Annotated in this window: 15 protein-coding genes; 5 read left to right on the top strand and 10 right to left on the bottom strand. The window is 44.8% G+C overall.

Annotated elements, in window-relative coordinates:
• The 3 genes from B9J87_RS04360 to B9J87_RS17895 all read left to right on the top strand — a co-directional run.
• Positions 1-675 (top strand): MFS transporter (locus B9J87_RS04360; RefSeq protein ID WP_141201535.1); only part of this gene is annotated, 675 nt, incomplete at its 5' end.
• A 124-nt stretch (positions 676-799) separates the two neighbouring features.
• The gene (locus tag B9J87_RS04355; RefSeq protein ID WP_176429474.1) at positions 800-1,150 is read left to right on the top strand and encodes a hypothetical protein; all 351 of its coding nucleotides are present in this window, start codon (positions 800-802) and stop codon (positions 1,148-1,150) included.
• Between the two features lie 103 nt (positions 1,151-1,253).
• Positions 1,254-1,388 carry a hypothetical protein gene (locus tag B9J87_RS17895; protein ID WP_013868100.1) on the top strand — a complete coding sequence of 45 codons (135 nt, stop codon included), beginning with the start codon at positions 1,254-1,256 and terminating at the stop codon, positions 1,386-1,388.
• 195 nt (positions 1,389-1,583) lie between these two features.
• On the opposite strand, the gene B9J87_RS04345 is transcribed toward B9J87_RS17895, so the two are convergent.
• From B9J87_RS04345 to B9J87_RS04335, 3 genes are all read right to left on the bottom strand, one after another.
• Positions 1,584-2,153, bottom strand: a complete 570-nt coding sequence (locus B9J87_RS04345; RefSeq protein ID WP_176429473.1) for a glutaredoxin domain-containing protein — start codon at positions 2,151-2,153, stop codon at positions 1,584-1,586.
• Between the two features lie 59 nt (positions 2,154-2,212).
• On the bottom strand, positions 2,213-3,097 hold the full coding sequence (locus tag B9J87_RS04340) for a DMT family transporter (protein ID WP_094149472.1): 885 nt from the start codon (positions 3,095-3,097) through the stop codon (positions 2,213-2,215).
• A gap of 460 nt (positions 3,098-3,557) precedes the next feature.
• Positions 3,558-4,553 (bottom strand): porin, encoded by a 996-nt coding sequence (locus B9J87_RS04335; RefSeq protein WP_176429472.1) that lies wholly within the window; start codon positions 4,551-4,553, stop codon positions 3,558-3,560.
• Positions 4,554-4,837: 284 nt separating this feature from the next.
• On the opposite strand from B9J87_RS04335, the gene B9J87_RS04330 reads away from it, so the two are divergent.
• The gene (locus tag B9J87_RS04330; RefSeq protein WP_013868096.1) at positions 4,838-5,452 is read left to right on the top strand and encodes a fumarylacetoacetate hydrolase family protein; all 615 of its coding nucleotides are present in this window, start codon (positions 4,838-4,840) and stop codon (positions 5,450-5,452) included.
• Between the two features lie 58 nt (positions 5,453-5,510).
• Here the strand turns inward: B9J87_RS04330 and B9J87_RS04325 are convergent, their stop codons facing one another.
• From B9J87_RS04325 to B9J87_RS04295, 7 genes are all read right to left on the bottom strand, one after another.
• Positions 5,511-5,831, bottom strand: a complete 321-nt coding sequence (locus tag B9J87_RS04325) for an AzlD domain-containing protein (RefSeq protein ID WP_013868095.1) — start codon at positions 5,829-5,831, stop codon at positions 5,511-5,513.
• Positions 5,828-6,559 carry an AzlC family ABC transporter permease gene (locus tag B9J87_RS04320; RefSeq protein ID WP_026027571.1) on the bottom strand — a complete coding sequence of 244 codons (732 nt, stop codon included), beginning with the start codon at positions 6,557-6,559 and terminating at the stop codon, positions 5,828-5,830. The genes B9J87_RS04325 and B9J87_RS04320 overlap by 4 nt, the downstream gene beginning before the upstream one ends.
• 204 nt (positions 6,560-6,763) lie before the next feature.
• Entirely contained in the window at positions 6,764-8,467 is a 1,704-nt protein-coding gene (locus B9J87_RS04315) for a phospho-sugar mutase (protein WP_094149468.1), read from the bottom strand.
• Between the two features lie 158 nt (positions 8,468-8,625).
• Entirely contained in the window at positions 8,626-9,540 is a 915-nt protein-coding gene (locus B9J87_RS04310; RefSeq protein ID WP_441351327.1) for an amino acid ABC transporter permease, read from the bottom strand.
• Between the two features lie 32 nt (positions 9,541-9,572).
• Positions 9,573-10,355, bottom strand: coding sequence for a transporter substrate-binding domain-containing protein (locus B9J87_RS04305; RefSeq protein WP_094149478.1), 783 nt, complete (start codon positions 10,353-10,355; stop codon positions 9,573-9,575).
• Between the two features lie 97 nt (positions 10,356-10,452).
• Complete coding sequence (locus B9J87_RS04300) at positions 10,453-11,250, bottom strand: amino acid ABC transporter permease (protein WP_026027335.1); 798 nt, start codon at positions 11,248-11,250, stop codon at positions 10,453-10,455.
• Positions 11,250-11,969, bottom strand: coding sequence for an amino acid ABC transporter ATP-binding protein (locus tag B9J87_RS04295; RefSeq protein ID WP_094149464.1), 720 nt, complete (start codon positions 11,967-11,969; stop codon positions 11,250-11,252). Before B9J87_RS04295 ends, B9J87_RS04300 begins: the two co-directional genes overlap by 1 nt.
• Before the next feature lie 299 nt (positions 11,970-12,268).
• On the opposite strand from B9J87_RS04295, the gene aroG reads away from it, so the two are divergent.
• A complete protein-coding gene (gene aroG, locus B9J87_RS04290) occupies positions 12,269-13,321 on the top strand; it encodes a 3-deoxy-7-phosphoheptulonate synthase AroG (RefSeq protein WP_013868087.1) in 1,053 nt (350 codons plus the stop codon).
• Positions 13,322-13,372 lie beyond the last annotated feature (51 nt).

The following is a 13,372-nucleotide window of genomic DNA, read 5'->3' as shown; positions in this document are numbered from 1 at the left end:
GTGTATATCTGTACCATTTTTATTTTAGGTTGGTGGATATTGCCAGAAACGTTGCCATACGCGAAACATCGGTTTCAACCGAAGGCCGTATTGCATAACTATTTGCTACTCTTGAAAAATTCCCAAGTGCTGACCAGCGCCAGTTACAACTGGATCAGCTATTTATCTAGTTTAGTGACTCTGTCGGTGCTGCCTTTTCTCTTGCAAAACAAGCTGGGGTTAACGGCCGCCGATTATGGAACCGTAATGATCGTCCCTTCCGCGGGTTTGATGATAGGCAGTGTTGCCGTTAACTTACTCAATGATCGTTTTTCATCCCAACGTTTACTTGCTTTGGCGATTGTCATTATGGCTTTTGCCGGTGTTTGGTTACTGATAACACCGATGAGCGTGTTCAATTTAGTGTGGGGATTTACTTGGTTAACGATTGCGCAAGGTATCTCATTTCCATTATCCACCAGCATGCTGCTCGGGCCACACAAAACTCAAGCGGGTTCCGTTGCGGCTCTATCTGGCTCCATTCAAATGTGTTTAGCTGGATTTTTAGGGGGATACTTGGTGGAAAGATGGATCACGAGTCAGATGTCGCTAGGCTGGTTCTATTTAGCAACCAGTTGCGCTATGTTTTTGGTGTTGTGTTCTTCCTATCGCTTACGTCAAACCAAATTCGCTTAATGCTGTTTATACCCTTCCGGTTTGAAGTGGTTTAAGTCTAGTGGTGCATTTACATCGTACATGTCGGCACAAGAGAAATAATTTGAGGTATAATCTCGGCGACATTAATTCAACGGAAAAATCAATGCAACAAGATGAATTTCAAGCATTAGTCAAAAGCTTGTGCGAGCAAAAAACACTTCCTCAAGCGTTAGATATGCTGAAAGTATGTGAAGATCAAGATATTGCTGAAGCAGCCTTATCGTTAGTGGGTCAGTTTGCTTTAGCCGAAGTGGATGGGGAGCAACGCATTTACCACGTCGTGTTGCAAGAAAATGAGCAAGGTGAAGAAGAAGAGTTTGTCGAACACATTATGAATGAAGGCGATAACGTTATTAAGTTTGTTGCTTGGTTTTTTGAAACCATGTTTGAAGTTAAGCAGAAAGAAACTTACTTGGCTGCTGGTAAAACCTATAAGCAGCCTAAACGCGGTTAACTGAAAATTAATTACTTTATTTTGTGACTCAAGTCTTGTTTTTGTTCTTTTTTGGACTAATATACACCTCGTCAGGTAAATAAATTACATTTTGAGGTGATTCATGGGTTATGAATTAGGTGGTGCTTACGTTGGTCAACTGATCGCAAAAAAAGCGATGTATGATGCAATGCATGGCAAACCACAAGCAAAGAAAAAGTCTTTCATTAAAACGCTAGTGAAGAAATTCAGCAAATAGTGAATGCCTAAGAATTAAAAAGCCCTAGCTTGGTAACAAGCTGGGGCTTTGCTTTATTTACTGGGGTAAAAATGACTGTGCAAATTCGTCCACCATTCGTCCACAAAGAGCCCGTATACCATTACTGACTAAAGAGTCGGCGGTTTCTGAGGCGTCAGTACTTTTTCTTCTAAAGTAACCAGATGCTCTGGGGCACTACTGACTTTTTTTGGTTAGCCAATCTTCCAATTTATCACACCCACCGATATAGCGGCTTTCTAGCCAAATTTGTGGCACGGTGACGGGCGTTTTTTGACCAATGATGGCTTTAACTTCTGGGATCATCCGGTACAGCGCCGCACTTTCTTTGACTACATCATGATAGGTGTATTGAATTCCCGCTTCATCCAGCAATTTCTTTGCTTTGACGCAGTATGGGCAAGTGGCTTTTCCATACACAATATTGCCAGTTAACTCGTCACGTTGTGCCCACTCTTTGATCACCGACTGAACTAAAACACCTCGATTTAATGCTTCTCCTTGGCTGATCACTTTACCTTCAACGACCAATATTGGGGCGTGCCATGCGCCAAGTTTCAAGGGTTCCCACCAGTGCGATAGCCAGTCTTTGACTTCTAACTCGATGGGAATGCCCTCCAATTCATTATTGAAGGTGTCAGTCAAAATGTCCTTGGTGAGCGTACACTCGCCGCAAGGGATGGTGACTTTAAATGGACCCCAACTTCCAGCCCATCGATATAGTGTGATTTTTATCGGTTTTGCCATCGTGTTTTCCTCAAGAAGCATTGCTTAGAGAATAGGAAAGAGTTGAGTGAGTTTTTATTTCAACGCGAAGACTTTTTTGTTTCCCAGTGAGTAATAAAGGCCACTGAAGCGATAATGATGGCAGCGCCAAGCCATAACCGCCCAGGTGGTGCCCAGCCAAACACTAACCAACCCGCCAAAACATTCAGTGGCAGCTTAGCGTGATCAAAAGGTTGCACAAAAGACGCATCTGCCACCGCATAGGCTTTAACGATCGCCCATTGAGCCAGTGCCGTCATCGCACCCGCAAAAAGCAATATGAGCCACAGAGTACCTTCTTGCGGTGTTTGCCAATCTGGTAAAGCGAGCAGTAGATTGAACGGTGTGATCAGTACCAAAAGGTAGACCACCATAGTAGACGGTGAGTCATGGGCAGACAGTTTTTTCACCATCAAAGAGTAACAAGCCCAAAAAAATGCCGCGCCAACAGGCAGCAACGATGCCCAGTTGAAATCGTCAGCCCAAGGTTCAAGGATGATCATCGCCCCGACAAAGCCAGTTAATGTTGCTCCCCAGCGTGCTGTACCCACTTTCTCTTTTAAAAAAAGGCCTGAGCCAATCGTGGCAAACAGAGGAGAGGTCATCAGCAGTGCAATACCTTGCCAAATGGGCACCGGATAGGCGAGTGCCCATAACCAGAGCTGTATGCCAATCACAGATAAAAACACACGGAAAATATGCATGCTTAAATGCTCGGTGCGCAGCGAGTAGCGGATCCCTAACGTTGATAAATACGGCAAAATAACGACTAACGCGATGGCATATTGAACCAGCGCCACCGTGGTAGATGACAGGCCATAATTGATACTGGCGACTTGAGCAAGGCTATTGACTATCGCAAAGGCAAGGCCTGCGATTAGCATCCAACTTGCCCCTTGGATTGGGTGGTGAAGTATTTTGGTCATAGAGAAGAGGGTTATAGAAAAAGTCGTTGAATCATACTGACTTATCAGCGTTAAACCAATCTCTGAAATGAATGGAGTGGTTCAATAAATTTGAGCAAGTGTTATCCCTGCTGATTTCCACTTGTCTGAAACGCCAAACATTTTGCGTATGGGCTGTGGTGATGGGATAAAAAAAGCCCCCTAAAAAGAGGGCGAAAGAACATGAACGGCCAGTGCTCTGCCTTAGCACTGAAAAGAAGCACAAACGCTGCCATGCATTTGTACTTATTACATCGCAAGTTGTGTGCCACCTTTAACTTATTGAAAAATAGTGAACTTATATTGTTGGCTCTGTTAAGTATGGTCTAGCCTAGTGCAATGTGTTTCTTTGTGGTGCAATGCGGAAAATAAAAAAGGCCAAGCGGGTGCCTGGCCAAAAGGACAAAATCCTTAGGGAGTATATGCGTTCGTATAATTAAAATTAGAAGTTGTAACGTAGGCCTAGGCGAATAGAGTCTTTTGCATCATACGCAGTGCCGAGGTCTTTTTTATCTAGGTTGTTCATTTTGTAGGCAACGTAAGTGTAGATTGATTTATTGAAATCATAACGTCCCGTCAACTCAGCAAAATCACTTTTCGTCGTTTTGACGTTTGCAGTTTCATTTTCCGTTTTTTGATACACACCAATTAAGCGGAAGTTACTTGTGATTTTGTATTGCGCAGCAAATTCAATCCCGTTGAATTCGCTCTTCGCTTTATCGTCCAAATCCCCTTGTGTATAGGTCAGGCCTAAGTACAAATCGTCCAACGTGTAATTCACACCGGCAATAATTTGATTCGCCGCACCTTGGCCTGTGCCATTATCGTTGCTTGCGTAGCCCAAGCCTAAACCAAGGCCGATAGGTAAGTTATAAATTGCAGAAAGACCAAAGCCATCGGTGTCTTTTTCTTCGCCTGCAATAAAGCTTGCTTTCACATTGAGGGCATCAAATGTACCTGCGTAGAGGAAAGTGTTGTTGATTTGCTCATTACCTGCGTTGATGAACTCTTTTTGAGCGCCAGTATAAGTACCGATGTCTGACATTTGAGAAATTTGCACGCCAGCCGTATCTTGGCGGCCGACAGAAATAGCACCAAAATCAGCTTGTAAACCTGCAAATAAGTAACGTTGGTTGAAATCAGAATTTTTATCGTTGCTGGCGGAGGAATTAACCGTTTGCTCTGCTTCATAGGTTGCAAAACCTTTCAAAGAGTCAGAGATTTCTGTTGAACCTGTAATGTTCAAACGCGCACGGCTTTTGTTTTTCATCGTGCCTTCAATTTCTTTGCCTTTGTCATCACCACCGAAATCGCCACGAAATTCTGCACGTCCACCAACTTTAAGCTCATTTCCATCCGCTTTGTAAACAGTCGCAGCAAAAGAAGAACCTGATACCAATGCTGTAAGAATTGCGGTTGCGATTGTTGCTTTTTTCATTTTATTTACCTTATCCATAATCAATGAGCTTCAGTGCTCGAACGGTTTGATGTGAGTAAAGTAGATGTTTTAAATGAATGTTTAATTACTGATTCATGATGTTTACATGTTGTTTTTATTGATGATTTATTAAAGAGAATGTTATGTAGTGATGTTCAAAATAATCAAGGTGCCATGAATTTTGAGTCGAAGATCTTACTTTTATCTAATGAAGATGCAAATCCATTCACTCGCGCTGTAGATGAGGTAAACTCGACGATCTTAGTCATCTCAAGGAAGAGTATATGTATTCGGTTCGTTTGGATAAACAGAAGATAACCCCGTCTAAAGTATTGTGTGTTGGACGGAACTATATTGAACATATTCAAGAGCTTAATAACACAATTCCAGAACAAATGGTGGTGTTTAATAAACCCAACACGAGCATCACAACCACTCTATCCTCGTTTCACCAAGAGACGCTTCACTATGAAGCTGAAATTTGTTTTTTGATCAAAAAAGGTCAATATAGCGCGGTTGGTTTGGGGTTAGATCTGACTAAGCGAGTACTGCAATCTCAGCTTAAAGCAAAAGGTTTACCTTGGGAGAGGGCGAAAGCATTTGACGGTTCAGCAGTACTTAGCCGATTTGTGCCATTGCATGGTATCGACATCAATAAGTTGCAGTTAGAGCTATTCATCAATTGTGTTCGGGTTCAGTGCGGTGGTGTAAACCAAATGATCTATTCACCCGCCATCATTTTAGAAGAGCTGAAATCTTACACATCACTGCGTGATGGTGACGTTGTGATGACCGGAACGCCACAAGGAGTTGGAGAAGTGCATTGTGGCGATCTCTTTTTAGGGCGTCTTAAATGTGGAGAGCAGACCTTAATCGAGATTGAATGGCTAGCGCAATAAAACTGATTTGCGCTATTCGGGCTGCGGTTATTATCAGTATTCACCGCAGCCTCTGTCTTTAATGGGCTAAGAGCGTTAAATTTAGCAAAAAGAAAGTCGCCATGCTGATGATCGTGGTCAGCAGGACATTCTTGGTTTTCCATGCAATCAGTCCCGCTAATGCTGCGGCCCACAAGTAGGGATTATGGCGATCAAGCCAAAGTGTTTGCTCTGGCAGGAACACAATCGGAGCCCAAATAGCAGTTAATACAGCAGGGCTAGAATAAGTGAGTAAGCGCTGGATAACTGGGTTGAGACGCAGCGGTAATTTAGGCTCTAAGAACAGATAACGGCTCATAAAGACCAAAGCGGTCATGGCGAGGATAGAAAGCAGAATCATCGTTGGTTCCTCCTGCTCGAACAGAGTAAAACTTCAGAAACATAACCTGCACACATTGCGCCAATGCTTGCTAGCATTAAGCTACCTTCAACTTGCCAAAGAGTCAGGCTTACCGATAACACTAGGGCACTGATGACAGCAACGAGTATCGGTATGTTTTTAATGTTCGGAATGACAATGGCGATAAAAGTAGCCGCGACTGCAAATTCCAACCCCAACTCGTTTAAAGCGGGGATGTAGCTGCCTGCAATAATGCCGACCAGTGTGGCCAAATTCCAAACTAAATAGAAGCTTAAACCCGCACCAAGCGCGTACCAACGGTTAAACTGTTTTTCATTTTGTTGTCCGCAGACCGCAAACAGCTCATCAGTGAGCAGAAAACCCAGAATTAAACGCCAACGTGTCGGGAGTGGGCTGATTTTGCTGCGCATGGAAACGCTGTAGAGAAAATGGCGAGAAGTGATGAAAAATGTGGTGATCAGCAGAGTCAACAGCCCTGCACCTGTTTTAAACATCCCCGTGGCGACGAGTTGCGCTGAGCCTGCAAATAAAACCGCAGAGAGTGCTTGGCTCTCTAATACGGTCAGGCCACTTTCAATCGCAAATGATCCCGCCAATAAGCCCCATGGTAAAACGGCAATACTCAGCGGTAGCATGGCCAATGCGCCTTGCCCAAAGAGGCGACCTCTAGGTTCCAAATGTACGTGGTTCAATAGTGTGCTATCCATAGTAATTCCTTTGCTGGAAGTGATGAATCTATCAAGCCACAAGGTTGGGTCAAGCGATTGTACAAAATTGCGCATATCAGTGTTATCCACTGAAGGCAAAAGAGTGTCGCGATGGTGCGCAACCTAAACAGATGAAATAAAAATGCCGCCAACAGTGAACTGAAGGCGGCCTGTTATTTCGTTGTGCCTATCCGGCAATGAGCGCTACAAACTGTGTTGGTGCTCTGCGATGAGCATCGCCATTTGCTCGTCGGCTTTTTTCTCGGCGCTGGCGAAATCTTCTTCTGCTTCGAAGGTTCCAACGACCTCGTAATAGCACTTCAATTTAGGCTCTGTGCCTGATGGGCGCACAATCACTCTCGCTCCGCCTTCCAAGTTATAGGTCAATACATCACTAGCAGGAAGTTGAATCGCTTGCGTTGTTCCATCGGCAATATAACGTGTTAGTGATTTGAGATCGTCGATCATGAGCACTTTTCGACCGGCGATTTCCGTTGGCGGTGTGGCGCGAAGCTTATCACCGATCGGCGGTGAGTTAGGGTCTAACTTAATGCTACGTTGTGCATTAATGTAAAAACCGTGCTGGCGGTAAATGGTTTCGAGTTGATCCCAAATAGTCTTACCTTGGCTGTATAATTCGGCCGCTAGTTGTGCAAATGCCACCATGGCCGAAAGGCCATCTTTATCCCAAACGCTTTGCCCTATGGTGTAACCCAATGCTTCTTCATAGGCGAATAAGAACTGCTGTTCATCGCTTTGTTGTTGCATCGCCACGTTAGTCAACCATTTAAAGCCAGTCAAGGTTTGGTAGTATTTTGCACCTTTCGCCTGCGCAATATTACCGAGTAAACTGGATGAGACGATGGTGTTGCCAACCAACTGCTTTGAGGCATCGGTTTTGGAGAGCAAATAGTCCCCAAATAGTGTGCCAACTTGATCGCCAGTCAGCATTTGGTATTGACCATCCGCTCGTTGTACGGCAACAGCAAATCGGTCGGCATCTGGGTCGTTGGCGCAGGCCAGTTGTGCATTTTCAGCATGAGCTAACGCGATAACCATATCCATCGCCCCCGGCTCTTCAGGGTTCGGGAAGTTGACGGTCGGGAAACGGCCATCTGGTTCGCGTTGTTCTTTCACACTGATGACATGGGTAAACCCAGCGTCATGCAGCAAAGTTTCAGCCATCTCAGCGCCGACACCATGCATCGCGGTATACGCAATGGTAAGGCATTGCGGATCAGTGTGGTGGTTCAACAATGGGCTTTGATTGAGGGTACGACGGTAAGTTTGGTAATACTCTTCTGTTAGCCATTGCAAAAGGCCTTGTTGGTGCGCGTTGTCTAACGGCATCAGAGAAATAGCTCGAGTTGCCGCTAAGTCGATTTCTGCTGCAATACCTGAATCGTGAGGCGGGATAATCTGTGCACCATTTTCCCAGTACACCTTAAAGCCATTGTATTCGGGTGGGTTGTGACTGGCGGTGACTACGACTGCGGCGGCGGCATTAAAGTGTTTTACCCCAAAAGCGACTACTGGGGTCGGTGCCACTTTATGCGTGAGATACACTTTGATCCCCAGCGCGGCGAGTACTGAGGCGGTATCATGTGCAAATTGCTGAGAATCTGGCCGGCCATCATAGCCAATCACCACCCCACGTGTTTTGGCATTGCTGACTTGTTGAATGAGGTAGTGCCCTAAACCCGTCGCCGTTTCTTGAATTACCAGGCGGTTCATACGATTAGGGCCGCATCCCACCATGCCGCGTAAACCCGCGGTGCCGAACTCAAGACGTGATTGAAAGCGAGCTTTTATCTCATCTAACTGATGCTGATCGACTAGTGCTTGTAGTTCTTGGCGAGTTTTAGGATCGGGATCTTTTTCTAACCATTCGGAAACGTGTTGCATCATGGTTTCACCTTCTTACATTCATGTTGAATTGATTCTAACTGATATTCATTCTCAATAATGGGGGCGCAATCGCTAAACATCGTTCTTATTTTGTTTCTCATCACGTGTTGCTTCTCTTTGATTGGTTGCGCAACTGACGCTGACAAATTCCGTGTTATCTAGTTAGAGTGATGAAGCGAGAGATGGCGTAAACTGCGTAGCTCGAGCCGCCTAAACAGTAAAGAGAGGCTTAAACATAAACCTAAGTATGCAGCGCCCACTAACAACCATATTTCAAAAATAAGCCCAGAAGAGTTAGCGATTTCTGTGCCAACAAACGTCATTTCTTGAATTGAAATTAGCGATACAATCGAAGAATCTTTGACCAAAGAAATCGCTTGCCCAGCTAAAGCCGGCGTGATCGCCGCCAATACTTGAGGGGCAATGACGTATCGGTATTTTACCCATCGAGACAGCCCTAAAGAGTGCGCTGCTTCCCATTGACCTTGAGCGATTCCGGCCAAACCTGAACGAACAACTTCAGCGATGTAGGCCGATGAAAGCATCCCAATACACACAATTCCAGAGAACAAATTTTCCCATAGATGAGAAGGACCAAACAGCCAATGCTGAATGGCATTGGTTGGCTCATGGTGTTCCCGTAGTAGGTTTTCTAGGCCCAACAACGGGATCAGTTGATTGGAGACAAAAAAATAAAAAATGAACACGAAAACCAGCGGCGGAATGTTCCTAACTAATTGCACAAAAGCGTTAGCCGGAATTCTGAACCACGAAAACTGAGAGTGGCGTGCTACGCCAAGCAGTGTGCCTAACACAAGGGCCAGCACCATCGCCCAGACACTTAAGCGCAAAGTGGCAACTAACCCCTGAAAGAAATAAGGGATAGCACCATGGCTCGTTGGGGTGAAAATCAGAGCAAAAGCTTCTTGCCAACGCCAATTATAATTCACCCCAAGCTCGGCTCGGTGCGTTAACCAAATAACAAAGCCTAACAGTGCTACGAGTAACGCATAATCGAGCTTATTGAGCGATAATCGTAGCCATGGTTTAAGGCTCCGTTTTTCATACAGCATGGTTTTTGTTCTATTCACATCCGCCCCTCAGGCTATTGCCCTGAGACGATTTGGTTTTGCCAATCTAGTGTTGAGAACCAATATTCGTAGCGTTCACTCAACCAGCCGTCATTAGTTCTTTCAATAATCCATTGATCAAAAAAGGCTTTTTTGTCCTCTTCACCTAAGCGAACGGCAAACGCTTCGTTTCCTTTGGACAACCGTTCATTGAAAGGAATGAACAGTTTGTCACTGTGTTTCACTGTTTCATGTTCAGGTTTAGGGCTTGACGCAATCACGGCGTGTGCTTGGCCGTTTAATACTTCTTGAAAGGCTTGTGCATCGTCATCAAATTGCAGAATTTTGGCTTTGGGGAAGGTTTCACGAGCGACTTGAACGGTAAATGCTCCGCGTCGCGCTGCGATAGTCACTCGACGAGAGTTGAAGTCTTCAATGGTGGAAAATCCTTTAGCGAGGGACTGATTAGCGGCAAGTTGTACTCCTGAATGTGAATAGGGAGCAGTGAACAGGACGCTTTTCGAGCGCTCAGGAGTGATAGACATGCCGCCGATAATGACATCAAATTTCTGTGCTAAGAGTGCTGGAATAATGCCATCCCACGCGGTAGGTACAAATTCCACTTTCCAACCTGAATCTTCAGCAAGACGTTTGGCAACATCAATTTCAAAGCCAATTAGGCCGCCTTGCTTGTCGCGCATTGCCCAAGGCACAAACGTAGACATACCCACACGCAATGTGCCTCGTTCAGTGATTTTATCAAGGCTAGGCGTTTCACTGGCAAAGGCGGGTATGGAAATGGTTATCCCTAGTAACATGGTCAACCCGAGCGATAGAGCGGCGATAGCCTTCAATCCAGCGCGTTGCCACGCTTTTGGTGCAGATTGCTGCATGATGTTCTCCTTTTAAGGATGATTATTGAGCGCGCCATTGCGCCCCGAGTTTGTGTTCTAACCATGCTGAAAACCCTGATAAAGACAGAGTTAACAGTAAATAAATTGCAGCGACGGTAAACCATATTTCAAATGGCATCGCCGTTTCTGAGACAATATTTCTACCTTGAGTGGTTAAGTCAAAAATAGCCATCACACTGACGATAGACGAATTTTTAATTAATGACACGACTTCATTGGTCAGTGGAGGTAATGTACGTTGGATAAGTTGCGGTAAGATCACATCAACATAGGTATAAAAACGAGAAAGCCCTAATGTTCGTGCCGCTTCAAACTGTCCCTTCGGAATGCTGTTTAAACCACCACGAAACACTTCGGCAGTATAAGCGCCTTGAAACAGTGCCAAAGCTAAAATGGCGGTAGAGAAGCGATCTAAGCCCAGCACTGGGCCAAACACAAAATAGAGCAGGTATATCTGCACCAGTAGCGGCGTGTTGCGGATAAGCTCAATATAAATATTGGCCAACCAACGCCCTACCACAGAATTGGAAAGCTTCAACAAAGCGGTTGTTAAGCCAATGACCAGCGTAAAAAATAGGCTGACCGTTGAGATTTGCACCGTGACGGCTAACCCTTCGAGCAGTTCCGCGGGCCACCATTCCCCCTCGTCGTAAAAAGCGATGAAATCAGGCACACGATGCCATTGCCACTGGTAACCCATAGCATGTGCGCCAGAATCAAGTAGCCATACCATCCCCGCAAGCAGTAGAACTATCTGTACTAGAGCGGAGAAGATCGGTTTTATCAGTACTTTTATCATCAATGGCTCAATATTTGGTTGAGAAACTGTTGAGTTCTTGGGTGTTTTGGCTGACGAAATATCTCTTCCGGCGTAGCGATCTCGAGAATTCTTCCTTCATCCATAAAAATGACGCGATCCGCTACTTTTCGGGCAAAACCCATTTCATGAGTGACGCACATCATGGTGATGCCATCTTGAGCAAGATCTACCATGACATCCAGCACCTCCTGGATGGTTTCAGGATCGAGAGCTGAAGTGGGTTCATCAAACAATAAAATTTCTGGTTGCATACAGAGTGAGCGTGCAATGGCAACACGCTGTTGCTGACCGCCAGATAATTGCACCGGATATTTGTCAGCTTGGTCAAGAATATTCACTCGCTGTAAAAAATGGCTCGCTCTTTGTCTTGCGGCTTGCTTACTCAATTTCAGTGTACGAATTGGAGCTAAAATAAGGTTTTCAATCACCGTCAAGTGAGGGAAAAGGTTGAAATGCTGGAAAACCATACCGATTTTTCCCGCAGGCTGTGTGATGTCGGAATGGTTAGAGTTCAGGATGATCTTGCCCGCGGTGATAGCTTCTAACCCATTGACCGTTCGGATTAATGTTGATTTTCCTGAGCCTGAAGGGCCACAAACGACTAAGATTTCCCCTCGACGAACCTGAAGAGTAATGTCTTTCAAAGCGTGAAAATTATTGTACCACTTGTTTACTTTTTCAAACTCTATCGCATTCATGGTTGAATATCTTGTTGCTATTTTGTTATCACCTACCTTAACAATATCAACGAGATAATGCACCTACGAAGCTCATATTAGCGTTAATTTGTGGGTTCCAGCATAAAGGTGTAACTATTTTTTTACGCAGTGACAATTTTGTAAAAAAGTAGCCAATATTGCCTTTTGTTGAAAATAATGATTGAAGTTGTGGTTTTTAGTAGATAAGTTACAGGGGAGAGCCGAAAGCAAGGCTGCGTATAGATCCAACCTGTCCGTTGTTCGGTAGGCAGTAGAAAAGAATAAGGAAGAAGTAAGCAATGTTTCAGACTGATGATGTAAAAATTAAACGAGTTAAAGAGTTATTACCTCCTGTTGCGGTTCTAGAAAAGTTTCCGGCAACAGAAGTTGCTTCTTCAACCACATTTCAGGCTCGAGAAGCCATTCATAATATTCTACAAGATAAAGATGATCGCTTATTGGTGATCATTGGCCCATGTTCAATTCATGATCCTCAAGCGGCTGTTGAATATGGAAAACGTCTTAAAGTGTTACGTGATGAACTAGGTGATCGCCTTGAAATTGTCATGCGTGTCTATTTTGAAAAACCTCGTACGACCGTCGGATGGAAAGGGCTCATTAACGACCCTTATTTAAATGATACCTATAAAATTAACGATGGTTTACGCATGGCGCGTAAGTTACTGCTTGATTTGACCGATATGGGGATGCCAACAGCGAGCGAATTTTTGGATATGATCACACCGCAGTATGTGGCTGACCTTATCAGTTGGGGTGCTATTGGTGCTCGTACAACAGAATCTCAAGTTCACCGTGAGCTCGCATCGGGTCTATCTTGTCCGGTTGGGTTTAAAAATGGGACAGATGGCAATATCAAAATCGCTTCTGATGCGATTCGCTCTGCCAGTGCATCGCACCATTTCTTGTCGGTCACTAAGTATGGTCATTCGGCCATCATTCAAACGGCAGGCAACCCTGATTGCCATATCATTCTACGAGGTGGTAAAGAGCCAAACTACAACGCTCAACATGTCGCGGCTATCAAGCAGGAACTAGAAATCTCCGGTTTACCACAAAAAGTGATGATTGACTTTAGCCACGCAAACAGCTCTAAACAGTACCAGCGTCAACTTGTGGTATCACAAGATGTGAGCGAGCAGATTGCATCGGGTGAACATGCTATTTTTGGTGTGATGATTGAGTCTCATCTCGTTGAAGGACGTCAGGATCTCGTGGATGGTTGTGCGGCCACTTATGGTCAATCGATTACGGATGCATGTATTGGCTGGGATGATACTGAAGTGGTATTGCGTCAGTTGGCTGGTGCCGTAGAGGCGCGTCGCGCACGCTAAATATGGCGTCACTCTATAATATAAAGTATCAACAGAGCTCCCGATTTGGGG

Origin of the sequence: Vibrio sp. V19_P1S1T109 (assembly GCF_002241375.1) — a bacterium.
Taxonomy (GTDB): domain Bacteria; phylum Pseudomonadota; class Gammaproteobacteria; order Enterobacterales; family Vibrionaceae; genus Vibrio; species Vibrio anguillarum.
This window is presented reverse-complemented; position numbering and strand designations above follow the sequence as displayed.